Source organism: Oculatella sp. LEGE 06141 (assembly GCF_015207605.1).
In the GTDB taxonomy this organism is placed as follows: Bacteria; Cyanobacteriota; Cyanobacteriia; order Elainellales; family Elainellaceae; genus Oculatella.
The window spans coordinates 51343-74810 of sequence record NZ_JADEWO010000022.1; the positions used below are offsets into that span (position 1 = coordinate 51343).

General features: G+C 49.5%; 21 protein-coding genes, 1 pseudogene and 1 riboswitch. Of the genes and pseudogenes, 13 read left to right on the top strand and 9 right to left on the bottom strand.

Annotated features, from left to right (window positions below; genetic code table 11):
* Positions 1-292: 292 nt before the first annotated feature.
* The 4 genes from IQ268_RS15985 to IQ268_RS16005 form a co-directional block, all read right to left on the bottom strand.
* The gene (locus IQ268_RS15985; RefSeq protein ID WP_193880909.1) at positions 293-1420 is read right to left on the bottom strand and encodes a DUF3474 domain-containing protein; all 1128 of its coding nucleotides are present in this window, start codon (positions 1418-1420) and stop codon (positions 293-295) included.
* Positions 1421-2065: 645 nt separating this feature from the next.
* The gene (locus tag IQ268_RS15990; protein ID WP_193880912.1) at positions 2066-2254 is read right to left on the bottom strand and encodes a hypothetical protein; all 189 of its coding nucleotides are present in this window, start codon (positions 2252-2254) and stop codon (positions 2066-2068) included.
* Positions 2211-3503 (bottom strand): PAS domain-containing protein, encoded by a 1293-nt coding sequence (locus tag IQ268_RS15995; protein ID WP_193880915.1) that lies wholly within the window; start codon positions 3501-3503, stop codon positions 2211-2213. Before IQ268_RS15995 ends, IQ268_RS15990 begins: the two co-directional genes overlap by 44 nt.
* A gap of 337 nt (positions 3504-3840) precedes the next feature.
* Entirely contained in the window at positions 3841-5223 is a 1383-nt protein-coding gene (locus IQ268_RS16005; RefSeq protein WP_193880920.1) for a hypothetical protein, read from the bottom strand.
* 669 nt (positions 5224-5892) lie between these two features.
* On the opposite strand from IQ268_RS16005, the gene IQ268_RS16010 reads away from it, so the two are divergent.
* Positions 5893-6138 carry a hypothetical protein gene (locus IQ268_RS16010; protein WP_193880923.1) on the top strand — a complete coding sequence of 82 codons (246 nt, stop codon included), beginning with the start codon at positions 5893-5895 and terminating at the stop codon, positions 6136-6138.
* Here the strand turns inward: IQ268_RS16010 and IQ268_RS16015 are convergent.
* Together IQ268_RS16015 and IQ268_RS16020 are read right to left on the bottom strand one after the other, a co-directional pair.
* Entirely contained in the window at positions 6112-7317 is a 1206-nt protein-coding gene (locus IQ268_RS16015) for a PAS domain-containing protein (protein ID WP_193880926.1), read from the bottom strand. The genes IQ268_RS16010 and IQ268_RS16015 overlap by 27 nt on opposite strands.
* Before the next feature lie 461 nt (positions 7318-7778).
* A complete protein-coding gene (locus tag IQ268_RS16020; protein WP_193880928.1) occupies positions 7779-7961 on the bottom strand; it encodes a hypothetical protein in 183 nt (60 codons plus the stop codon).
* Between the two features lie 713 nt (positions 7962-8674).
* Here IQ268_RS16020 and IQ268_RS16025 point away from each other — a divergent pair.
* The 9 genes from IQ268_RS16025 to IQ268_RS16065 all read left to right on the top strand — a co-directional run bounded on the left by IQ268_RS16025 (position 8675) and on the right by IQ268_RS16065 (position 19670).
* Entirely contained in the window at positions 8675-10588 is a 1914-nt protein-coding gene (locus IQ268_RS16025; protein ID WP_193880931.1) for a serine/threonine-protein kinase, read from the top strand.
* 190 nt (positions 10589-10778) lie between these two features.
* Positions 10779-12533 carry a hypothetical protein gene (locus tag IQ268_RS16030; RefSeq protein WP_193880934.1) on the top strand — a complete coding sequence of 585 codons (1755 nt, stop codon included), beginning with the start codon at positions 10779-10781 and terminating at the stop codon, positions 12531-12533.
* 71 nt (positions 12534-12604) lie between these two features.
* Entirely contained in the window at positions 12605-14200 is a 1596-nt protein-coding gene (locus IQ268_RS16035; RefSeq protein ID WP_193880937.1) for an FHA domain-containing protein, read from the top strand.
* Between the two features lie 258 nt (positions 14201-14458).
* A riboswitch (cobalamin riboswitch) is annotated at positions 14459-14752 on the top strand.
* A 544-nt stretch (positions 14753-15296) separates the two neighbouring features.
* Positions 15297-15449: a hypothetical protein gene (locus tag IQ268_RS16040; RefSeq protein WP_193880940.1), complete on the top strand. Its 153-nt coding sequence runs from the start codon at positions 15297-15299 to the stop codon at positions 15447-15449.
* Positions 15446-15883, top strand: a complete 438-nt coding sequence (locus IQ268_RS16045; protein WP_193880942.1) for a hypothetical protein — start codon at positions 15446-15448, stop codon at positions 15881-15883. Before IQ268_RS16040 ends, IQ268_RS16045 begins: the two co-directional genes overlap by 4 nt.
* A gap of 68 nt (positions 15884-15951) precedes the next feature.
* Complete coding sequence (locus IQ268_RS16050; protein WP_193880944.1) at positions 15952-16779, top strand: fatty acid desaturase; 828 nt, start codon at positions 15952-15954, stop codon at positions 16777-16779.
* Between the two features lie 4 nt (positions 16780-16783).
* Positions 16784-18049, top strand: coding sequence for a class I SAM-dependent methyltransferase (locus IQ268_RS16055; RefSeq protein ID WP_193880947.1), 1266 nt, complete (start codon positions 16784-16786; stop codon positions 18047-18049).
* Positions 18050-18356: 307 nt separating this feature from the next.
* Complete coding sequence (locus IQ268_RS32305; protein WP_228035423.1) at positions 18357-18986, top strand: DUF6335 family protein; 630 nt, start codon at positions 18357-18359, stop codon at positions 18984-18986.
* A 48-nt stretch (positions 18987-19034) separates the two neighbouring features.
* Complete coding sequence (locus IQ268_RS16065) at positions 19035-19670, top strand: HPF/RaiA family ribosome-associated protein (protein ID WP_193880951.1); 636 nt, start codon at positions 19035-19037, stop codon at positions 19668-19670.
* Between the two features lie 158 nt (positions 19671-19828).
* On the opposite strand, the gene IQ268_RS16070 is transcribed toward IQ268_RS16065, so the two are convergent.
* A complete protein-coding gene (locus IQ268_RS16070; RefSeq protein WP_193880954.1) occupies positions 19829-20131 on the bottom strand; it encodes a hypothetical protein in 303 nt (100 codons plus the stop codon).
* Positions 20132-20649: 518 nt separating this feature from the next.
* A complete protein-coding gene (locus IQ268_RS32935) occupies positions 20650-20781 on the bottom strand; it encodes a hypothetical protein (protein ID WP_255527206.1) in 132 nt (43 codons plus the stop codon).
* 299 nt (positions 20782-21080) lie between these two features.
* Between IQ268_RS32935 and IQ268_RS16075 the strand changes: the two genes are divergently transcribed.
* The 3 genes and pseudogenes from IQ268_RS16075 (at position 21081) to IQ268_RS16085 (ending at position 22631) form a co-directional block, all read left to right on the top strand.
* Complete coding sequence (locus IQ268_RS16075; protein WP_193880957.1) at positions 21081-21695, top strand: ankyrin repeat domain-containing protein; 615 nt, start codon at positions 21081-21083, stop codon at positions 21693-21695.
* 180 nt (positions 21696-21875) lie between these two features.
* Positions 21876-22223, top strand: a pseudogene (locus IQ268_RS16080) (AMIN domain-containing protein); the annotation flags it as partial.
* 63 nt (positions 22224-22286) lie between these two features.
* Positions 22287-22631, top strand: a complete 345-nt coding sequence (locus IQ268_RS16085) for a cupin domain-containing protein (protein WP_193880960.1) — start codon at positions 22287-22289, stop codon at positions 22629-22631.
* An 18-nt stretch (positions 22632-22649) separates the two neighbouring features.
* Here IQ268_RS16085 and nth read toward each other — a convergent pair whose 3' ends face one another.
* Positions 22650-23318, bottom strand: coding sequence for an endonuclease III (nth, locus tag IQ268_RS16090; RefSeq protein WP_228035425.1), 669 nt, complete (start codon positions 23316-23318; stop codon positions 22650-22652).
* Between the last annotated feature and the right edge of the window lie 150 nt (positions 23319-23468).

Below are 23468 nucleotides of genomic sequence, written 5' to 3' on the forward strand. Positions count from 1 at the left end.
GCTAACAGCCATTTTCAGTTGCATTCACCACGCCTCAAACCCTATACCCCACATCCATCTTGGCGAGACTGTGGCTGACTCGACTGAGAACTGCTGTAAAAGCGCTGGTTAACGCTCGAAAGCCCCCAAATCCCCAGGGCGGAGATTTAGGGGCGAATGCAGCTTTGCTGCGTTTCAAATATCAGGTCAGGAATGGTGGATTGAGACGAGTCCACTCAGGGTATCGTCAGGTCATCCACCCTCCAGGCCAATTAGGTCTACTTCCTAATTGGCCTCTATGCGGTCAACCGTATTAGCGCGATCGCACCCTGAGCAACGATTTGATAAACCGCTGTGTCACTGATTTGGTCACTGGTTTGGTCACTGGCTGATAGTAAACGCCCGAACCCTGGTCGGAAACAAATTGACATGCCCAGTAAGAACGCATAAAGCTCTTCCAAATTGGCTCATTCGAGTGGCGATAATAGCTGCCTAAGATCGGTTTGATCGCCTCTGTGGCGGTCTTTAAGTGATAGTGCGGCATACTCAGAAAAACATGATGCGCCACGTGAGTGCCAATATCATGATGGATGGAATTAATCAACCCATAGTTGCGATCGATCGTTGATAGCGCCCCCTTGAGGAAGTACCAGTCGTCGCCGCGATACCAGGGAATATCTGGCTCGGTGTGATGCAAAAACGTCACCAGATCAAGCCACATCACAAACACAAGATAGGGTGCCAGATAATACTTTAGTAAAACCAGCCATCCCCACTGGTAGGTGAGCAGGCCAAGCCCAACCAACATCATTGCCCACAGCACAGAACTGGTGAGGACATCCCATTTCTCTGACGGACGAAATAAAGGACTACCCGGCAAAAAATGCGAGCCACCGTCTCGACTGGGCGATCGACGGAATAGATAGAGCGGGTAAGCCAGCAGCGGCACATAAAACCGAAACAGCTTTTCGTACCAGGGCATCTGCTCATAATAAGACTGAGACACCGGATACCAGCTCTCATCGGTTTCAATGCTGCCCGTGTTGGCATGATGCGTTCTATGGCTGATGCGCCAGCCGTGATATGGCACCAGGATAGGAATATGGCAGAGATGCCCAATCAGACTATTTAGCCATTTGAGGCGCGAAAAGGAACCGTGTCCACAGTCATGCCCGACCACAAATAATGCCCAAAACATCGTTCCTTGCATCAGCCAAAACACTGGAAAAAAGAACCAGGAATCCAACGTGTAGGCGATCGCATAGAGTGCAGCGATGATTGAGATATCTAACACAAAGTAGGACAGAGACTTCCAGACAGACGGTTCAAAACAATGGGCAGGAATTGCAGCCCTTAACTCTTGAAGCGTAAACGGAAGCTTGGCGGTGTGGGTGGATGAAACTGCAACGGGTAATTGATTGAGTTCAGTGTTTAATTGCACGAAATTTCGGTTTGATCCTGATTTGAGATCCTACAGTTTGCCCTTTAGTGCCACGTTGATTGAACTAAGGTTGAAATACTTTGCTAATTAGAGGGTTGCTAATTTAGCTCACACACGCACCCCCCCAAGCTCTCAATCAAGTCGGCTTGTTGAGCACATGGATTGGGAAGATGGCTGCGATCTATTTCTTCCTAAAGGCCATGTGCAGTTGGAAGGACGAATGCAGGTTGGAAACGGGACAATTGTAACCTTTTATAACGGGTTTTAATATTTTTTTCTTGCAGGCATGTTGCAGGCATGGAGGGTTTCAGCCAAGAGTACCCAAGAAAGAGCGATCGCGCTACAGTTAGGCGTTGCTGAATCGCACTATGAATTTGCTCCTAAAAACCCATTCTGAGAGGCTGTGCTGAATCAGGGTACGAATTCGCCACTCCCTCCACATTAAGGGACTTCTGAACCTGCAAAGTCCTCCAGACTTGGGGGATCTAAAGGGCGATCCGAACTACGACCGCTCAACGCCATCTGTCCGTTCAGCAACGCTCCTACATCTGCTCCCACTCTCAACATCGAAACAAACTAGAACCTGACTTTTACAGAGTTCCAATTAGAGACTGAAAGGGAGACTGGAGCATTTCCATCCCACTTCTAGCGAACGCCCGAACCGTCAACGCGCCAGAACTGAAGGGGACGATCCGAGCCATCTTTGCTCAACGATTTAGCCGTCCATTCAGCAATGTCAACGGTTGGCGCGTCAATGTTTGATGCGTGTTTAACAGGTTTCAGCTCGTTCTCAGGGATGTTGGGTGGCGATCGCCAAGCTAATGTAGTCGCCAAACACGATCGCCTGATTAAACTCTGGTTCTGTCCACTGTTTGCCTTCATCAAAGCAAATTACCAAAATGGCTCCCCAGATCTTGGCATTGACCAAAATGGGTAACACCAGCCACACACCGGAAAACTGCGCCATGAAATCAGGTTCAGGGTCAATACCAGAATACTCCCAACACTCTATTCGCTTCGGATGCGGCAGTTTCAGTACATGAGAGATACAGTTGTCTTGATCAGGGAATTCAAACCCCAGGGCGCAGGGCAAATCGGGAGTTTGCCGATAGTCGTAAATATTGCGCCACAACTGCTGATCTGAATGATATTGATAGAGATGAATACAGTCTGCTTGCAGCAACGAGGCCAGCGTTTCAAACACACTGGCATAAATCGACGGCAGAGGATAGCGATACACCAGCGCATTCGTTACAGATGCGATCGCCCCGCGAATCTGCGGACTGGCCTCTAATGCCAAGCCCGTTTGCCGGGATGGCTTGAACATAAAAAATAGGGTCTGACGAGCCGCATCAACTTGAATATTGCACTGAGTGGTTGTCCACGCATAATGCTTGTGCAAGACGTTGGCCGTCACCGATACGGGCAGAAAATCAGATTCCATCCGGGCAGACGAATCGAGCGGAAAGCTGTCCTCAAACTCCACGATCGACAGCAAACTGGCACCTCGTAACTCGTCGGGCAGATAGCCCCATAGCGGCGTAATCGAGTCGGTTGCAAACACAACCTCTCCCGAAAACGTCGTTTCAATCAACACATCCGAAATACTGCCTAACAGCTTTTGTCGCCGCGTCTCGGCACTCACCAACGCCGTCTGAGCCGATTTCAAGTCCGAAATATCAAAAACCAGTTCGATAATGTGGGTTAACCGCCCATCCTTTATCCCTGGACTGAAATAAGACCGAAGCCACCGTTCCTGGTCTTCCACCATGACCCGGTATTCGATCTGCTCTCCTTCTAGCGTGGTTTTCACCCGCTCAATCAAGCTTTTTAGCTCAAATCGATCGTCGGGGTGAACACGTCCCAGGTAGTCTTGATAGGTGCGATGAAACCAACCTAAGAGCAGCCCATACAGCTCGGCTAACCCTTTTGACCAGTAGATCATGTCATTGTCAAAATCCCAGTAAGCCACCCCAATGCCTACCTGTTCCATGGCCAACAAAACCGATTTCGCAATACTCGAACCGAGATCGGTTACCGGAAACAGGAAAAAGTCTTGCTTGGGTGAAGGCTGCAAAGACATGGAAGGTCCGTTGGAATCTATAAGCCTGACAGTGTTGCTCAAGGGATGATGAGAGAATGAGAGGTATGTGTATACAGGAGTAATACAGCGAGGTCTACTCCACTACTCATACAGACCTAGATTGAGCAATCAGGAATTTCGCGGTGCTTTATCGAATTTACTTAACTCAGTGTGTTGACTGGCTCAAATAGAATAGATTAACTGCTCAAACCCCATCAAACACTGGCTCAGAGAGGCGATCGCCTTCTCTAAGCGGCAGATACCCGCGCCCACCATCCTAGCAAACAGATGCGCCCCGGAGGGATATTTCCAACCCTTCACGTACGTTTTACGGAGCTTATTTATATAACGACGTTTTAGAGAACGAAACATCAAATAGTTTCTTTAGTACCACTAGAGGCTCTGTTTGGGGTAGGCTCATCTCGACAAAGAGGCTGTGCGCCAGCTTCAACTGCGCTGGACTGTATTGGCGTTGGCTCTGCGACTGAGAAACAGCCAGACTCAGGTCATGGAACCATTTCATCAAAACAGGCAACGAGTTTTCTAAGGATACCGAGGCGTGATCCAGCGAAAAACTCAAAATATCGCGCTTAAACGTCGCATTCATCAGGGTGTAAACCGCACCCGTTTGCACAATTTCCCACCGCGATTGGGGCATTGCCTTTTCGCTCCAGGCTACCCAGAGACGCATTCGCTCTAGAATGGGCGAGGCATCACAGCGATTGGTTAGATAAAACGTAGAAGAGACGGGGGCAGGCAGCTCAACTATGCGGCGAGGAGTTCTGCTAGCAGCAGGTTTGCCGGGTACAGGGGGCAGCGAAGTCTTACTTTGAAGAGACGATCCGTTCATGGACGTTTCCGGTGAAGAGGACTGAGAGGAATGGGCTTTGGGAGGTGGTTTTTCGCCCCGCTTTGGTACGGTATGCTGATTGGGCACAGGTAACTCGGACGGCAAAATGACGGAAACGTCCCATCGGTAGCGATCGAGTTGCCCCCCTTCATACATACAGAAAGGAAACGGGTAAGATTCTTCTCTGATCGGTCGAAACGTGGTGGGATCGAGATATTCCAGACGCAAAAAAATGTCTGGCATGTCATTCTGTTGCTTGGTAAATGTATAGTCTGGAGGGGGAGGTTCCAGACAAATTAAGCGCACAATCTGCACTACAGACGCATCTTTAGCATCTTTGAGCTGAAACACGTTGTGAGGCGGATTGAAAATGATTCGCCCTTCCGTATCGGGAAAATAGGAGAGCGCACACCCTTGGGGCAAATAGAATAACGTTCCAATATAGCGATCTAACTTAGGTTTCCGCCGCCGGAGATAAACATAGTATTGGGTCGGTTCGCTTAGACCCCGATCCTGATAGCTATAGTCTTTTTTAAGCAACAGCCGAGTATGGCTACTCGCGGCTGTAGTAGATGGAGTGTGACGCTGGCGCTCAGCGATTTCTCGCTGTCCAAACTCTAAAATGGCTTGAACCTGGTCAATTTCGAGGTGGGCCATGAGCTTGCGAATTAGGGCAAGCTTAGCGCCTACGTCAAGCTGGCTAACTTGATCAAACACGTCTGCATACTCTACCAAACATTCATTTAGAGCATTCCCTTCTGGAGAAAGTTCAGCCTGATGAAATCGATTTAGGGCAGCCTCAGCGTTTTGCTCAAAGCTAGCTTGAGCAAGCCTCTCTTCAGCAACAGGGGCAGGAACTTTGCGATCCATGAAAACACGAAATCAGGAAAAAACCAGGACATCTAAGTACCCAACGTTGGGTAGACTCAATAAACCAAAGCCTGTAAGTTGATATAAGGGTATTCTATAGCAAGCTTCTGAGATGAATAAGCCTCTAATAGGAAGATTGTGCAAAGTAAAGGCGTTATTCATTCAAGAATTGAAAAAGATGATTTCAACGATTCAATCCTACAGATACCTGCTTAGAGATTCAGACGATTTTTGTAATTGAGAATCGCGGGTTAAAGTATGCCTAAACAACTGCTTTTTGCAGACCTGCTATGGGCTTTTTTGATAATCTCGCTGTTCATCTACCAAAAATCTACCCTAATTTTTAACAGGAAACCACTACTTCATGTTAAATCTGGCAATCTATTTTAGGTTGCCATTGGGACTGCTTGCCGGTTACTCGCGAGAGCAGGGCAAGCGATCATTGTAAAACGTTTTACACTCATTCAATATTACATATTGTTGCTACGTTCAGTCTGTTTTCTCTGTTACCAGATAGAGAGACTACCAGATAGAGAGACTACCAGACAGCGAGACACCTCCATGCATTTTGCTGTCGTCTGCCGATGGCTGAGCGCTCACGCTGAAGCCGTTGAAGCCCATGATCGGGGAAGGGGGCGATCGAAGACAGGACATCCCAAGCATTGATACATGCATTCAGCTAGTCTTCAGCTAACCATGCCAACGGTTGATGGATTGATGACCCTACTGAAATGCAATTTGTGCCTGCATTGGCTACGCTTGGCCGATGGGACTGGCCAAGGCGCGAAGTTTGACGATGCTCGCGCCCTGGCGGTGCGGTCAGACAACCCAGGTGCCGACTGTTATCCCAACGCGAAAACCATGCGATCGTACGGTCCACCTGGAATTCTAGACTCGCTGATGACTGTTTTGTAGATCTTTGATTCCCGACCCCGTTTCGTTGTGGGCGCTTAGTTGGGCTTCTAATCGTTTGCGATCGGTAATGTTATACCCGCTCATCGCAATGCCATCAATATTCAAGGCGAGTGGAAAGGGTTGCCCTTGACTATACAGATAAACCCATTCACCCGACTGAGTTTTCCATTGTGATTCAACACCGCGTGGAATTGATTCAGCTCCGATCGCCCACTGTCTTAAGGCTCGCTTAAACTCATTAAGATCATTGGGATGAATTAAGTCGGCGATAGGTTGATCCAGTAATTCTTCTCCTCTAAAGCCCAGCGTTCGCTCTACCGCCGGACTCGCATAAATAATTTGACCTGTGCGGCTGGTTTGGATGAACAAATGCGGGCTGTTGAGAGCAAACGTCTTCCACTTGCCTTCGGTTCTAATTAACGCATCGTAGATTTTCTTCGTTTCTGTTACATCCTTAAATAGAACCGCAATCTGTTTCTGGCTGCGATGGCTATCGCTGGGGCGTTCAATTAATGACACGCTGGCATTTACCCAAACCACATCATTGCTTTTGGTGACTAACCGCTGCTCAACGGTATAGGAATGGATGCTGCCGTTGATTAGCTTTTGCTTCAACTCGGCATCAATACCAACATCATCTGGGTGGATAAACTGCTCCAGTACAATGTTTTCATGTGCAGTTGTTCCCAACAAATCGTGCAGATTTTGGTTACATTGAGCTGGAGCATGAGCCACATCCATCAGGGCGATCGCCACGCCAGAGTGGTTAAACAGAACCGACAGGAGCGTTTCATACGCTTGAGTTACCTGTTCAATAGCCTGGTTTCGATGGGTTGGTTTGGCGGTTAGAAACATCAACCGGGCATCAGAACCAAATTGCAAGGAACACTGGACAACCTGACCGGGGTCTTGCCCTTTCAACAGAAAAGTGGTTTCCTTGCCGGATAACGCTTTCTCCCAAAGTTTGAGCCATGCCAGTCGCCGAGGTGATGTTGCTGGAAAATAATTAAAAAAGTTGATCGCTTGAGCATCGACTCGAACCAACTCTAGAAAGCTGCGATTAACATAAACGACCTGTCCCTGTTCGTTGTAGATGCAGATTGATCCTAGTGATTGTGCCAAAACATCTAACGATTGCTTAGATTGAATCCCAGGAATATTCCAGAAATTAGAGACCATCCCTACTGTATCCTTACACCTCTATCCTGACTTCAAATCGGCACTATCTATACTGTGTGGTTGTGTAGTCAATTGATGGTAGCGCGAGCAATTACTGCTCTTAGCCGCTGCCTGATCTGGGTTGACTTGGCTGCGGTAGACCCTCAGGGGATGGTTTAAAGGTGCTGATTGTGACTCGAACCGTCCCCTTTATGGCTTGCCACAGGCGCTCAGCCCTCAATGCGGGGAGACGCTGAAACAGAATTGGCTCGGAAGTCCCAAAGGTTGGAGACTTTGAGGGGCAAATGCAGCGCATCAATACATTCAACCCAACGTTTCAAACGGAGCAGAAGCGGTTGGACAAGCTGACACTAATTTCATAGGCGCGTACGGGATAGTACAAGATGAGTTGTGATGTCCAGCAGGACACTGGTTCTATTTACTTCGGCTAACGTTAAAGTACAGAAACTCTTCACAAGTCTTCATGCTATCTTCACAATTTCCGTTCTCAGCGTCATTTTCTCCCGTTTCTCTTCCTGCTGTTTCACCTCTGGGTTAGTATGGGGCATAGCAGATTCAGGATGGCTATAAACGGTTGAACACAACCTTTTGAGGTCATTATCCCGATGAGGGGGGCGATCGCCTGTAGTGAGGGGAGGGAGCATTCTTCGGTTGTAGCAGGTGCAGCATCCGGTTCGAGGTATCTTCCTGGGTTTTAATCGTTTTGCGTATGTCCTTCGGTCATTTTCTGAAATCACAGGGTAAGATACTCTCACTTACCTTCCAGTCGTTTACCCTGAATAATCGCAGTTCGGCGATCGATTTCAGTGGTGAATTGGAATTAAGTCTGTTACAATTCAGAGTGTTTTAACTAATTAGAACACCACATCGTGTTTGGTTCCAATTAACTACAGCAGGTTTGCCTGTACTCAAGTATCTGATACTCAAGTGACAGTGTTTCAAACAACAGTGCCTCAATTAACAGTCAACTGTTCGTTCTAACTGCTATAGATTAAAGGACGTTAGCTGCATCTTGCCATACGGCTGAGGGTAGAATTAGGGTTACTCAGGTCGGTCATCATCTGCCACATTGACTGAATTAACTGACCAACGAAACTAAAGAATCAGGGATTGCCCACTCGCTCTAGAAAGGGAGCGCAGAGGGAACTGCAACACATCATCAAACTGGCGCAAAACTGGCGCAACCGCACTATCACAGCCCTATTGTTGGTCTATTCAATGGGTTAAAAGATGGGTTGGTATCTGTTCATAAACTGAATCGTCTAACCGTTACTGTGAGTGCGCGTTTAGAGAAGAACCGCCAGGACGGTGCGGTGAAATCGGCTGAGAAACAACGGTACTAAAGGTTTAATTTGGCATGATTGGGCAACTATTGACCGGACGGTATCTCATCTTAAAGAAGCTAGGTGCGGGTGGATTCAGCGAGACGTATCTGGCTCGAGATAAATATCTTCCGCATCATCCATTATGCGTTGTCAAATTTCTCAAGGTATCACCCGATAGCACAATTTCCAAAGAAACTGCACAGCGGTTATTTGAAACCGAAGCCCGAATTTTGGATCAGCTAGGGCAACATCACACTCAGATTCCCAAGCTGTTTGCCTACTGCCATGAGCAAGACCAGATTTACCAGGTACAGGAATACATTGAGGGTGAAAACCTGGGGACGGTGGTGGCTCAAGGACGACGCTTAACACCAGACATGGCGATCGCCCTGCTGCTGGAAGTATTGCCTGTGCTGGGGCATATCCACACCCATCGCATTATCCATCGTGATATTAAACCGAGTAATTTAATTCGTCGCCATCACGATGGTCAGATTGTGTTAATTGACTTTGGAGCCGCGTGCATTCACGCAGACAATACTTCCCAGATCAAATCCAGCAGCGACGATGCCCCTCTGGCTATTGGTACACCAGGATATATGCCAGAAGAACAGCACGCAGGCATATCGTGGCTGAATAGTGACCTCTATGCCCTGGGAATTTTGGTAATCCACCTGATGACCGGCATTCACCCCCAACAGTTTCAGCCAGATCCGATTTTAGGAGAACTGGAATGGAAAGATCACCTGATTGGGCAATCCATTGAGCCAAAGTTCATTGCAATTCTGGAGCGACTGGTGCGCCGTCAAGCTCGCGATCGCTACCAGTCGGTTGATGAAGTGCTGAACGCGCTGCAATCGCTGTCGCTTGCCAAAAAACGCGCCGCTACGCCGTGGATGCTGCCCAAACAACTGCGATCGCTACAACCCATGATCAAACCGCTGGCAGCCGTGGCGGTTGTGGCTGGGTTGGCGGTAGGGGGGCATGTTTCTGGTCTCAATGCCCAGGCTGGGGCAGCCATGATGTGGATAGGCAACATCTCTCGCCCAGCCAATGCCAACATGAACCTGACTCTGCTGCGCGATCTGCCAGTTAACGGTGCGATCGAGCAAATGCTGATTGCCCCCAACAATCAGCAGCTCATTACAGCAGGTACCGATCATGTCTTGCGGTTGTGGGATCTGCCTGCCGGATCGCTAACCCATTCGCTATCTGGACACACCAGCACCATCACGGCTCTGGATATGAGTCGAGACGGCACCCTGTTGGTGAGCGGCGGGGATGATCGAACCGTACACTTGTGGAACACAACCTCTGGTAGTCTCGTCCGCTCGTTTACAGAGCATCCGCAGGCGATCACATCGGTGGCCATCAGTCCCGACGCCCGGACGTTAGTGAGCGGCAGCAAAGACGGGATGTTGCGCCTCTGGGATGTGCAGACAGGAGCCTTGCTACACACGCTGAAGATTCCCAATGCCGCTGTGACGGCAGTAGCCTATGGTGCCACGCCAAACCGTCTGATTAGTGCGGGTAGCGATCGCCGACTTCAAGTGTGGAACTTGCAAACCGGGCAGCTAGAGCGCACCTTCGCCGGACACACCGCTCCCATTATTGGGCTTCAGGTGGTAGACGAGCGAACCCTGCTCAGCTTTGGTGAAGATCGGGCGTTGGAGTGGGATCTCAAACGTGAGGAGTTGGTGCGGGTGTTTTCGGAAGACTCTGCCAAACCGCTGACCGCCATGTTAAGTGACCAGCATATTGTCACAGTCTACGACAACGGCAACATTCGGGTGTGGGATAAGACCGGACAACTGATGTCAACTGTTTCAGAAGCGTTGGGACAAAATCTGGAGGTTGTACTCAGCTCCAACCATCGATATTTGGTGAGTTGGAGTCCAGAGCAACAGCTACAAGTTTGGCAGATGAGTCGTGCTGAGGTTCATTAAAACCGTTCCGGCACAGGGAAGCAGAAGGGGTGGGTGTTGCCTTGACTTCCCCAAGAGGATGTTTGAACCGTATTACATGGTCTGCTCAAAGCATCCGCTAAAACCGTTTCATTCCCCAGTAAGGTGTTGATTTCCTGCGATAGGCGGCGAGTGGAGTGACATTAACCATCATCGTGAAACCGTGGTACCTATGCTGAATAAAGTTTCAGAAAAAACAATGCATCGCGTCCGCTGGCTGTTGGCCATCGGTTGGCTTCTGTTAATTGCGTCTTTGTTTTATGACCCCATTACGCCAGCATTTACACTACCAACCAACCTGGACAGTCCGTTTCGCCTAAAGCCCGAGATTTATCTTGACCCAGAGCGGTGTGTCAAAATTCGGGAGGCGTGCGTTCCAGAACAACCCTTTGCGATGGGTGCATTGATCTGGTGGGCGATGATTGTGCCATCCGGTATTTTTATCTTGCTGGTGTTTGGGCATGAAGTGTGGCGGCGAATTTGCCCACTCTCCTTCTTCTCTCAAATTCCAAGAGCGTTGGGGATTCAGCGGCGACGGCAGGTGGTTGACCCCCTGACAGGTGAAGTTCGTCGCGAGTTAGTCACCATTGGCGAAAACTCGTGGCTGGGAAAAAACCATCTCTATGTTCAGTTTGGGCTGTTCTTCCTGGGGTTGGGTTTGCGGATTTTGTATGTCAACTCCGATCGCGTCGCCTTGGGCAGCTTTTTAATTGGCACCATTATTTGCGCGATTATAGTGGGCTATCTGTATGCCGGCAAAAGCTGGTGTCAGTACTTTTGCCCGATGGCACCCGTGCAGATGGTTTATACCGGGCCGCGAGCGCTCTTGGGTAGTCAGGCACATCTGGAACAAAAGCCAGCCATTACTCAATCCATGTGTCGCACCGTTGACCCCGCCACCAAGCAGGAGCGCAGCGCTTGTGTGAGTTGCAAAATGCCCTGCATCGACATTGATGCCGAGAAAAATTATTGGACTGAGTTAAACAAACCAGGTCGGCGGTTGGTGCAGTATGGCTACCTGGGGATGGTGATCGCGTTCTACTTGTATTATTTCCTCTACGCCGGTAACTGGGACTATTACTTTACAGGTGCGTGGACGCATGAAGAAGACCAGATTACGAAGATATTTGACCCCGGTTTCTATATCTATGGTCAGGTTCTTCCCATTCCCAAGGCGGTAGCGGTTTACATTACATTTGCCGTGTTAACTGCAATCACCTTCACAATCGGGTGGATTTTGGAGAAGCAGTATCGCACCTTTGCATCATGGCGTGGCCGCACGGTATCGGCACTGCAAGCCCAACATGTTGCGTTTACCATCTTCACGATTGCCTCGTTCTGGACTTTCTTTTCCTACGGCGCTCGTCCTTCATTGAACCGCTTACCTCCCATGGGGGTGCTGGCCTTCAATGGTGTCGTCGTCCTGGTTGGCTCGATGTGGTTATTCCGCACCTTTAGCCGCACCCGTGCTCAGTATGAGCGGGAGAGTATGTCTACCAGCTTACGCAAGCAGCTTCAAAAGCTTCAGCTCGACACCAGCTTGTTAGAAGGACGGTTTGTTGAGGATCTTTCCTCTGATGAGGTCTATACCCTGGTGAAGGTGCTGTCGGGCTACTCTCAACAGTTGCGGCTGCAATCCTACACCGAGATTATGGAAGACCTGTTAGAACAGCGAGTGGTTGATGTTCCCGGCAGTTATGACTTTTTCGCCAAGTTGCGGCAAGACCTTCAGATCAAAGATTCTGACCACTTTGCCACCATTGAAGCGATCGCCGCGACCCATCCAGAGCTATTGATGTCTGCCCAAACCCATGAAGTGTCTGCGGAGCATCATGATGCAGCGACCCTGGCTAAAACGATCGCCAAACGGCTACGTAACGATCGCCCAGGCAATGCGTCCTCCACATCTGGACGACGACGATGGTAAGACGCGAATGCACTGTTTCTAAAGCATTTCTATGGCACTACAGAGAGTTGTGACAGGAGGATTGGTACGCCATGTTGAGACTAAAATCAGTTAACTTTGAGCAGCAGCAGTTTCAGAAACATCACCTTGACCAAACCCGTCCCGACCAAATGGAATGGAGCATTGGCCGCCATAATACATGTGACGTTGTGCTGCCTAGCCCAGAGGTGAGTCGGGTACATGGGCGGATTGTCTTCAAGGGTGATGCGTATCACTTTATTGATGTGGGCAGCACCTCCGGTTCACTTCTCAATGGTGAAGTTATTTCAGCCAATGATCATCGGTTGCTGCATACAGGGGATTTGCTTCAAATTGGCGAAACCTTTTTGTATGTAGAGGAGGTATCACCTCCGACTCCCTTTGCCTCTGGCTCAGACTTAATGTTGGGAGATGCTTGTATGCTGACCGAAAAACCGTGGACGGATGAGGAGTTGGTCTGCCGTTGCAGTCGCATCATTGACGAAACGGCAGATGTGAAGACGTTCTGTTTCATAGCGGAACCATCGGTTTTGTTTAGCTACAAGCCAGGGCAATTTGCCAACCTGAAGCTAGAGATTGATGGGAAATCAGTGATTCGCCCCTATTCGATCTCGTCGTCTCCTAGCCGTCCATGCCATCTCAGCCTGACCGTGAAACGAGTGCCTGCGCCAGCAGATCAGACCGATCTGCCTCCTGGATTGGTGTCTAACTGGCTGCATGATCATCTCAAGGTGGGCGATCGCGTCAAGCTGATCGGTGGCCCGATGGGACACTTTACCTGCTTACCCAACTTGCCAGCCAAAATGCTGCTGATTTCAGCCGGAAGCGGCATCACGCCCATGATGTCGATGTCGCGCTGGGTGCAAGATACGATCGCCGATTGCGACATTGTCTTTCTCCATAGTGCCCGTACGCCCAAGGACATTGTGTTCCACGGCGAACTGGAAACTATGGCCGCCCAGCTAGACAACTTTCGTTTAGCCGTAACCATGACTCAGCCCACCCTGGGGCAGCCCTGGATGGGGTTCACCGGACGAATTTCCGAATCGATGCTGCACATGGTTGCCCCCGATCTAAACGATCGCGCCGTCTTTGTCTGTGGTCCCAATGGATTCATGCAAGGGGTGAAATCGACCCTGGAAGGTATGAACTATCCAATGGAGAAATACCAAGAAGAAAGCTTTGGTGGCAAAAAGGCAGCACCGCCGAAGGCACCCGCTGCCGTTGCTGCGTCCTCAACCACGGCGCGAGTGCGACCAATGCCGCCACCGGCTGCGGCTCGCAATGGTAAAGGAACCCCTACCGAGGTTCTGTCTCCAGCCGCCATGACGGCTACTATTCCTGTGACGGCTCCGGCTGCGGCTCCGGCTGCGGCTCCGGCTGGCGATCCAGCCATTAGCTTTGCTAAATCTGGACAGGAAGTAGCCGCCGACGGCAATACGTCAATTTTGGAATTGGCCGAGCAGGAAGGGGTGGAAATTCGCAATGCTTGCCGGGTGGGTGCCTGCGGTGCGTGCAAAGTCCATGCCTCCCAGGGAGAGGTTCGATATGATACGCCCCCAATGGCACTCACAGCGGCAGACCAAAAAGCAGGCTATGTACTCGCGTGTGTAGCGTACCCGGTCAACCGAGTGGTGGTTGAAGCGTAGAGATAGGGGGCATTGCTGAATGCGAGCATGGTTCTTTGAGAAGTCTTATCTCTGATAGCCCCTGAATCCCCAAACTCTGCGGAAGGTTGCTGGCGCGGCAGCTACCCAGAACTGGGAGATTGGAAGAACGACTTCATCCTACAATTCAGCAACGCCAGTCAAATTTTATTGACCTGTAGCCCCTGGGTGCGATCGCACCCAGGGGTTTCTTGCACACAAGATTGTCGTTCGGTAAAGCGGGTTTAACTGAACCATGCTACTCTCTAGAGTGATATCGGTTCTGGTGGGGAACAGCCATCAGACGCAAGGGGGAAAGTTCGGTGCAAATCCGGCGCTGTCCCGCAACTGTAAAAGAAGTGATGAGTGATGAATTGTGAGTTAATCGATCCATCTCTAACCTCGGCGTTACTAAATGTCGGTATGAAAGCGGCGTGTTCATTGCTGCTATAGGGGCAATGCTAATTCCCCTACAACAGTCGTGCCTGCAATTAGCAACGCTCAAACCTCAACACTCTCCAAGCCAGAATGCCCGCCGATCGCAACCCTGTCGTTTTTCATCTGCGAGGTACGGATGATAGTCTGTTTAGCTTTTCTACGGTGGCTTTGCCGTCCTGCTTCTTTTCCAGGTCTGGATGCCCCTTTTACAGCAGTTCTCAATCGAGTCAGCCACAGTCTCGCCACGATGGGTGTGTGGTGTAGGGTTTGGTGTGGGGTGAATGCAAATGAAAATGGCTGTAAGAGGATGTTTGAGCCGTAGCCAATGTGTTGCGATCGCCCCTTAAATCTGCCCCGTCAGGGAACTTTCGAGCCAGTTACTGTTTCAAAGTTTCCGTTCGGCTGAGCGCTCACGTCGAAGCCAGAACTGGAGGCTGAGCGCCTGCGGCAAGCCAGACGAAGGAGCGATTCGAGTCACAACCAGTGCTGTTTAACCTCCTTTGATTTAAAAAAATGCCCAACGTAGTCCATTGGTGCGGGTTCTGCCCTATTTGCCTGAAACTACGGTTCCCCGCATGAGTGTTGCTCAGTGGGTTGAAGAGGCATGATGAATCGTTTGGCATTGCTGGATAGGTCTATGCATCCTTGAACTGTTCGTATATTGCATCCTTCCCGATCCTCCTCAATTCCAGGCTGCGACGCGATCGTCCAGCCGAACGAAAGCTTTGAAGGGGCGGCAGCAACGTCCATTGCTCCTTATCCTGAAAGAACCATGATGCAAGCGGCTAAAGTATTGCGGGAGAAAAGCGCGTGAAAATTAAAGATACCGTTTGGCAGGGAAACTTTGGCTATTGGCAAAATTTATTTATTCACCAAAACATTCTGTTGATTGGCTACACGGCCTGGGATGGTTATCTGAGTTTTGGGCGCGGACTTGTGGTTTGCAATGTTACCACACCCATCTCCCCATCTGTAGATTGGAGGACTGATCGTATTCTATTTAATCGCTCCTTTGTTCCGCAGGCAGAGACAACGGCTAACGTATCGGTTCTAAAAATGGAGCAAGACGCGATCGCCGCTTGCAGGGTGGCGATCGCCACCTACAATCCATCGGAAGCGATTGTCGTTTTAGTGAGCGGAAACAATGAGGTTGATATTAACCTGCTGCACCATCTCACTATTTCACCAACTGAATGTTATAACCAGGTACGCCAGCGTTGGGACGAGTTCCAACCCAGCGGTCTATGAAAAGCCGTAGGTCGAACTCTGTTCAAACTGAAGTACCTTTGAAGCCAACTGTGAGGAAGATTAATTGCATGATTGACGTTCATTCTGTTTCGCCCCGTCCCCGCTGGACTGTGATTGTCTTTACGATCGCTCTCCATTTAGCAGCCTTACTCGCATTTTTGCCAGCCAATTTTAGTTGGTCAGCCGTCGGTGTGGCGATCGTTCTCTACTGGCTCACGATGGGGCTGGGTATTTCTCTAGGATTCCATCGTCTTGCGACCCACCGCAGCTTTAAAGTTCCTAAGTGGTTAGAGTATTTTTTCATTCTCTGCGGTACATTAGCCGCTCAAGGTGGAGTGAAGGGCTGGGTGGGCTATCATCGGATGCACCACCTGTATGCTGATTCTCCGGCTGATCCACACAACTCAACTCAGGGATTCTGGTGGAGCCATATCAGTTGGTTGATGCATGAGGTTCCCACCCGCTCAGAGTTGCGCCGTTTCACCAAAGATATTGCAGACGATCCGTTCTATCGATTTTGCCACAAGCACTATATTCTCCTTCAGGTGGGGCTAGCACTGGCGCTGTACGGATTGGGCGGAATGCCGTTTGTGGTTTGGGGTATTTTTGTGCGCCTGTTTGTTTGCTTTCACAGCACTTGTTTTGTTAATAGTGTTTGTCATCTGTTAGGTTACCGCACTCACAATGTAGACGATCGCTCTACAAACTGCTGGTGGGTGGCATTGCTGACCTTTGGTGAAGGATGGCACAACAATCATCATGCGTCTCAGTCGTCGGCGCGGTTTGGCTGGCGCTGGTGGGAATTGGATCTGGTTTGGCTCACCATTCGATTCTTAGAAACTGTAGGATTAGCAACACACGTTAAAACAGCAAGTTCATTGAAATCAGGTGGTTGACCATATGGCGGGATTCGCAAAGTTGAGCGATCGCAGCAGCAATCTACCGGCTGGAGAACGCTATCTCTATCAGCTTTTCAGTTTAATTGAAGCGGGTAATCTCACGGTAACGAACCCGGAGGGTAAGGACTTTCATTTTGGAAACGTTAATGTTTTTCCAGCTCTACACCTCATTGTTCACAACCCCAATACTTACGAGCGAATTCTGGCCTTTGGCACGCTTGGCTTTTGTGAGGCTTACATGGATGGCTGGTGGGATGAAGCAAACAATAATCTTGCTGAACTGATTGGTTTGTTTCATCGCAGCAATGTATATGCCAAAGCCCGCAAAAATGTATCGATCGCCCTTGCGCTTAAAGTCATTGCTCAACGTCTGCAAACGTTACCTGTCTTGATTCAAAACAGCCGCAAGAACGTACAGCACCATTACGATCTGGGAAATGATTTCTACCAGCGCTTTCTTGATCCAACCATGACCTACTCCTGCGGTTATCGCATTCAAGAGACAGACTCGCTGGAACAAATGCAGCTTCAAAAGTATGAATTGATTTGCCAAAAACTGGCGCTACAGGCGGGAGAATCTCTGATAGACATTGGCTGTGGCTGGGGCGGAATGCTGATCTATGCGGCGGAACGGTACGGCGTTTCTGGAACAGGCATCACACTGAGTGTAAAACAGGCGAAGCTAGCGCAGGAACGAATTGAACAAAAAGGTTTATCCGAGCAAATTAAAATTATCATTGCCGATTACCGAGAGGTACAGGGACAATATGATAAGTTTGTCAGCATCGGCATGTTTGAACATGTGGGTAAGGGAAACTTTGCCACGTTCATGCAAAAGACCGCAGACCTTTTAACCCCCAATGGAGTTGGGTTATTGCATACCATTGGTACCCAGAGCAATGAACGGAATGCAGCCTGGGTTGCTAAATATATTTTTCCGGGTGGGTATGCGCCACAGCTTCACGAGCTAACCCAGGAGTTGTGGGCAGCAAAACTGTCGATCGCCCACTGCGAAAACCTCAAGCCCCATTATGCCGAAACCATGAAACGATGGGCACACAATCTGACGAGCAACCGAGCCGACATTGCAGCACTGTCTCCAATGTATGATGAGCGTTTCCTTCGTATGTGGTATCTCTATCTGCAATCCTTTGAGGCATCGTTTCGATATGGTGGTATGCAGGTTTGCCAGTTTTTATTTTACAAAGGGAAGCAATGGCCGTTAAATGTTCCTCTCACATTTACAAACGTTGCTCAAACTGTTTAATTGAAGCACGCCTTGAGCAGAGGTTTTGCAGTCACCTCAGAGGTGGTTTGTTGACTGACAAAACTCAAAAGCCCTGACCCTCTCTCCCAGAACGCTGAACGTTGCAACCAACCTCGCAGGCTATACCTTTTGGTATAGCCTATTTTTATCGACACGTTGCTGTTTTTATATACCATACATTCACACGTTCAACCCGTTGGGCTTACTCCATAGGGTACAGAATGCGTCTGTCTCTGTGAGGAGTCTGATATAGCTTTAGTTAGCTACCTTGCAAGTATGGGAGACTGTCATTAATGGAATGAGCATTATGGTTCGCAGAAACAAGCAAGCAGATAACGAAGAAAACGATGCAGCCATTGAACCACAAGCGGATTTAGGAACAAACAACGAACTCGATTTGGAGCAGGAAGTTCCCGATGGAGACGAATTAGAGGATATGGAAACGGCATTAGGTCTAGAGGAGGTCGAGCTAGACCAGGCTGTGATCGATACCGTTGCAGCAGACGACACGGATGATAATTTGGATGCCGATGACGACGGTATATACGATGCAGCCGATGATGCTGAAATCGTAGACAACCGTCCACAGAAGGTAACTGAATCATATGGCACCGGGCTTCAGGGTAAGCCTGCCGACCGTGCCGGACGGTTTTCACGCCGTGGCGAACATCTACTAAACGCTCCCGACGCCGTATTAACAGGTGGCGATGTAGATGCTAACTACGAAGACGCAAACGCGGTGGGTGAAGAGGGAGTAGGCGGCACGGTTGCCACTCCCGATCAGGATATTGTTGAGGATTTGGCGGCGGCTGTTGGTGTAGAAATAGACGATTACACTGACCTGAGAATCAATGAAATGCTGGAGCAACGAGACGATCGCCGTTGGGAACTGGAACCTAAATCCTCTGAAGATTACCAAAACCGACGCAGCGAATAAGCACTAACTCATACTGTTTTCTCGCTCACCACTATTGGAGACATTATTATGAAAGTTCCGCCCGAAATTACCTATCGAGGTGTTGATAAGACCGCTGCGATCGATGCTTTAGTCAATGAAAAGATTGCCAAACTAGAGCGAGTTTGCGATCACATCAGCAGTTGTCACATCGCCATTGAGAAGATCCACGATCGCCCTAAAGGTGGTTCTCCCTACCGTGTACGGCTCGACATTACCGTTCCCCCTGGTCATGAACTGGCCGCCGAAAGCAATCCCAGTCCTGGCGATCGCAACCAATATCCTGAACTGGATGTGGTAGTTCGCGATGCTTTTGATAAGGCATGGCGGCAACTGAGAGATCTATCTAAACAGCAGCAGGAATATGATAAAGGCCAGGTCAACGATGGCGGACATGATACGACCGCTTTAGTCACCAAGCTGTTTCCTGAACAGGATTATGGCTTTATCAAAACGCTGGAGGGTGAGGATGTCTACTTCCACCGCAACAGCGTTCTCCATGATGATTTCGATCGCCTCAATGTGGGCACCGGAGTCAGATTTGAAGCGGTAGCGGATGAAGAAGGCATGTTACATGCCAGCACGGTTCAAATCGTCAACAAATCGGGTGCCAGTGTGGGCAAGGCAGAGGAAACATTGATCGAACCGCCGTTGGGCTGGGAATAACCCGCTATTAGTTCGGCTCCCGCAGGTGTTTTGTCTCTAATAGCCCTCTAGATTCCTCAATTCTGGGATTCGATGTCGTCGTTTAGCCCACTGGGGACTTTGAAGGTTTGAACCCCGACAGACTTGCGACAAATTCATACCCTTACTCAGCAATGCGGTTAGAGGTAGGGATTAGTCTGATTGGGTAAGGCATCGGGGAGCTTTGTTCCTTCCTCCACGGAAGTTTGCACAGGTGTTCCTGGTGCCAGTTCCCAGAGTGGAGCCGTATCTGAGGCGTAGGGAATGGTATCGGCCTCTGGTGTCAAAAGCCCTGTCTCTGCTCCAGTTGAAAGAGCCAAATCATCCGACTCCGAAAACAACACAATGACTCGTACCCGACCGGGAGCAGACACATGCAACGGTTGATCTAAAAAGAGCATACCTGCTTCATCTACGGTTCCTGTAACCTCGATCGCTTGCATAGTTCCTCCGGGGCGGTAACGATGACAAAATTCTATCAATGTCTCGAAACGAGCGATCGCTCATCTGAAACGTTTTGTAAGGAGCGATCGTTCCTTAGAGGATATTCCAAGTCCAGTCTGTAGCCCGATGTGTTGGGGTCTTGAGTGTGGCATACCGTGCGGCAAGTCAGCACAGGGCAACACTGGGTCTATTTCAAGGGTTGTCTGCCGAACGCTACGCCCTTACAAAAGTCACTTACAGCCATTTTCATTTGCATTCACCACGCCTTAAACCCCACACCCATCTTGGCGAGACTGCGGCTGACTCGATTGAGAACTGCTGTAATACAAAAGTCACTTGAACGGATATGAGGGGCAGCATGGCGGCTGTCCTGTTTCAAACACCCTGTAAAAATGGGTGGAGGCGATCGCCTCCACCCATTTCTTAAAAGCAAGGCTCTACATCACGTCAAGCCAGGACTGTTCTAATAACTCCAGTGGCGATCGGCTCTACATCAAGCCCACTCCACCAGACAAACTCAATTTTTGTCTTTTGTTTTGTCTTTCGGGGTTTGCTCTTGATTCCGCTCGGTCTCAAGATCTTGTAAAGCTTTGTAAATTAGCCAATTCGATAACTCATCCATGCTGACGCGATCGGGCACTTTAACCATTTTTAAAACTCTCTGTGGCTTTCTCTACTGCTCTATTTTGTAGCGTATCTAAAAGTAATACACTTTTTCCTGAAGATATATACCTAAAGTGAGACTAATTTAATAAAACAATCGAAGAATTTCAACTTTTTATTAAAGAATAATCAGAATTGTACCTCCAACCCAACGCGGCGAACAGGCCGATCCATCCACACTGTGCAGAAATCTAGAGGCTCTGGGCGGAGACGGTCAAGACCAGATTGTAGTCTTTGCCTTGCAGGATGATATCAGCCGCCCAACCGTTTTTGTAATAAAAATTCATGAAGAAACATATTGCTCCGCTTTCTGGTTTGGCGATCGGTCTGGTGGTCGTGGCCTGTGTGCCCTCACCCCCTACCGCAGAGGTATCCCCCGCTCTGCCTGCCGTAACGGACTCGTCGCCACTGGCTCAAACAGACCCGATGCAAAATCAGCGGTTGCGTGATGCAGTGCAGGCTGGCAATCGGCAGGGGGTAGAGTTAGCTCTGGCCGCAGGCGCAAACCCAAACGCAGGCAGCTTTTATGAAGGTTATCCTTTGATGCTGGCAGCACATCAAGGCAATGTAGATATCGTTCGTCTACTGGTCGATCGGGGTGCAGACGTTAATACTCAGGCTGATGAGGGCTACACCGCTTTGATGAATGCCGCTACCGCAGGTCATCTTGATGTTGTGCAACTGCTGCTGGAGCAGGGTGCAGACCCTAACCTCTATTCAGCCGGAATGACCCCTCTTGCAACGGCTGTTGCAGCCGAGAACCCGGACATGGTAAAGGCGCTGCTCGAAGGTGGGGCAGATGCCAGACAGAGCGTTCAAAGCAGATCTGTGCTGGCGATCGCGCAAGAAAAAGGGAACCCAAAAATTATTAACTTAATTGAAACAGCATTAGAAGAATAGGAACTTTTGGCTGTAGCTCTCGCCTATACTACTGAGATGCTGATGTCTCCCTTTCTACTGTTTGTTCCGCGCTGAGGTGGGTTGCATATGAGTGTGTTCCAACCGGGAAAACCAATGACTGCGAATCGGATGGGGTCAAAATTGAATTTGCTCACTGGAGCGTTAACAACGTTTGGTGTCATGCTTCTGGCTCTGCCGGTGGAAGCAGCTACGCTGCAATTCTGGCGCTTCGACACCAACGAAAACCGTCTGGTGTTTCTCACCGATAGCGGAGTGCAGCCGAGGGCGCAATTCATTGCAAACCCCTCTCGCGTTGTCATTGATTTACCCGGCACCACATTGGGTCGGCCAACCGTGAGGCAGTCGTTTGGGGGAGCCGTTCAGGAAGTGCGGGTGGGGCAAGCCGATGTGCAAACAACCCGCATTGTAATTGAACTCAGTCCTGGCTACACTCTCAATCCCGACCAGGTACGCGTGCGCGGAGCAACAGCAGCCCAATGGAGCGTGCAGTTACCGTCTCCTCAACGGTTCTAGGATAGATTGTGGTTTTAACCCAATGACCTGACGTAGCGATCGCATTATTGTAAAAGCATGAAACTCACATCCCTTGCCGCTCTCCCATCTGAATCGGTGTCTCATAACCCGGCCATTCAGAAAAAAGTAATGTTGCGATCGAACGACTTACCTCATCTCACCAACTTCTCTCAAGCCCGATTTGCTCCAGGCCAGGTAGCAGATGCCCATGCCCACCAGGACATGTGTGAGGTGTTTTTTGTAGAGTCCGGGCAGGGCATCATGATCATTGACTGTGAGGAGTATCGGCTTGAGGCGGGAACCTGTGTTGCCGTTGAGCCAGGGGAAACCCATGAAGTGGTAAACAATGGTACAACTGACCTTGTATTGACCTATTTTGGCTTGCAGGTTGAATCCCGTTGAGCACCTTTATTTGATATTTTAACGGTGTTCTGATACTCCAACCTGCTGGCACATATCAACAACAGGACAGGTTGAACAGTGCGGCGATTTTCCTGTACAAATGTGCTTACCAAAGGGGACAAGTAGCTGGTTAATTTCAATCCAATAGTCGCGCGGCAACGTCTTTTCTAATGCCGTTAATGTCTTTTCAGGGGTTCGGGTTTCAACATATCCCCAGCGGTTTGTAACGCGATGAACGTGGATATCTACACTGATGCAGGGCTGACCACAGGCAATACCCAGCGCTAAGTTGGTACATTTGGGGCCAACTCCTGTAAACGAAAGCAAAACAGAGGCATCGCAAGGCAAAACGCCGTTGTAATCTGACATGATACGATTGGCGATCGCCCAAATCTGTCCTGCTTTTTGGTCAGCATAGGTAGACCCTCGAATTAGCGTTTCGATTTGAGACGGCGTTAGTGCTACCATTTCTGCTGGTGTACGCGCCCGGGTAAACAGGTGACGAGCAACAACCAGGCTTGTTTCATCGTAGGTGCGGATAGACAGCAGACAGGCAATAAGCTGTTCAAAAGGGGAGATGTAGCCTTCTTCAGCCAGTGCAAACATGGCGGCCTTAGGGAAGGGCCGAACGGCTTCTCGGATGCGATCGACGACCCGGTTAATATCAAAAGGTTGTTTGACGCTCAACGTTCTATAGAGGTGTAACGGGACTACAGGGGCGACCATCAAGAAGCATCAAGTTGCCTTTAATTAGTTCAGGTCTGCACTGTATCAAAACTGTGCAGACCTGAAGGTGAAATCAAGTGCTAAGAAATCGTTAGATGGGACAAAACCATA

Coding starts and splice junctions, on each gene's coding strand:
- IQ268_RS16070 (WP_193880954.1), bottom strand. CDS start 20,131: ATGCAAGCGATCGAGGTTACAGGAACCGTAGATGAAGCAGGTATGCTC.
- IQ268_RS32305 (WP_228035423.1), top strand. CDS start 18,357: ATGGTTCGCAGAAACAAGCAAGCAGATAACGAAGAAAACGATGCAGCC.
- IQ268_RS16075 (WP_193880957.1), top strand. CDS start 21,081: ATGAAGAAACATATTGCTCCGCTTTCTGGTTTGGCGATCGGTCTGGTG.
- IQ268_RS16050 (WP_193880944.1), top strand. CDS start 15,952: ATGATTGACGTTCATTCTGTTTCGCCCCGTCCCCGCTGGACTGTGATT.
- IQ268_RS16035 (WP_193880937.1), top strand. CDS start 12,605: ATGTTGAGACTAAAATCAGTTAACTTTGAGCAGCAGCAGTTTCAGAAA.
- IQ268_RS32935 (WP_255527206.1), bottom strand. CDS start 20,781: ATGGTTAAAGTGCCCGATCGCGTCAGCATGGATGAGTTATCGAATTGG.
- IQ268_RS16065 (WP_193880951.1), top strand. CDS start 19,035: ATGAAAGTTCCGCCCGAAATTACCTATCGAGGTGTTGATAAGACCGCT.
- IQ268_RS16055 (WP_193880947.1), top strand. CDS start 16,784: ATGGCGGGATTCGCAAAGTTGAGCGATCGCAGCAGCAATCTACCGGCT.
- IQ268_RS16015 (WP_193880926.1), bottom strand. CDS start 7,317: ATGGTCTCTAATTTCTGGAATATTCCTGGGATTCAATCTAAGCAATCG.
- IQ268_RS16010 (WP_193880923.1), top strand. CDS start 5,893: ATGCATTCAGCTAGTCTTCAGCTAACCATGCCAACGGTTGATGGATTG.
- IQ268_RS16025 (WP_193880931.1), top strand. CDS start 8,675: ATGATTGGGCAACTATTGACCGGACGGTATCTCATCTTAAAGAAGCTA.
- IQ268_RS16085 (WP_193880960.1), top strand. CDS start 22,287: ATGAAACTCACATCCCTTGCCGCTCTCCCATCTGAATCGGTGTCTCAT.
- IQ268_RS16020 (WP_193880928.1), bottom strand. CDS start 7,961: ATGCTCCCTCCCCTCACTACAGGCGATCGCCCCCCTCATCGGGATAAT.
- IQ268_RS16005 (WP_193880920.1), bottom strand. CDS start 5,223: ATGGATCGCAAAGTTCCTGCCCCTGTTGCTGAAGAGAGGCTTGCTCAA.
- IQ268_RS15995 (WP_193880915.1), bottom strand. CDS start 3,503: ATGTCTTTGCAGCCTTCACCCAAGCAAGACTTTTTCCTGTTTCCGGTA.
- IQ268_RS16030 (WP_193880934.1), top strand. CDS start 10,779: ATGCTGAATAAAGTTTCAGAAAAAACAATGCATCGCGTCCGCTGGCTG.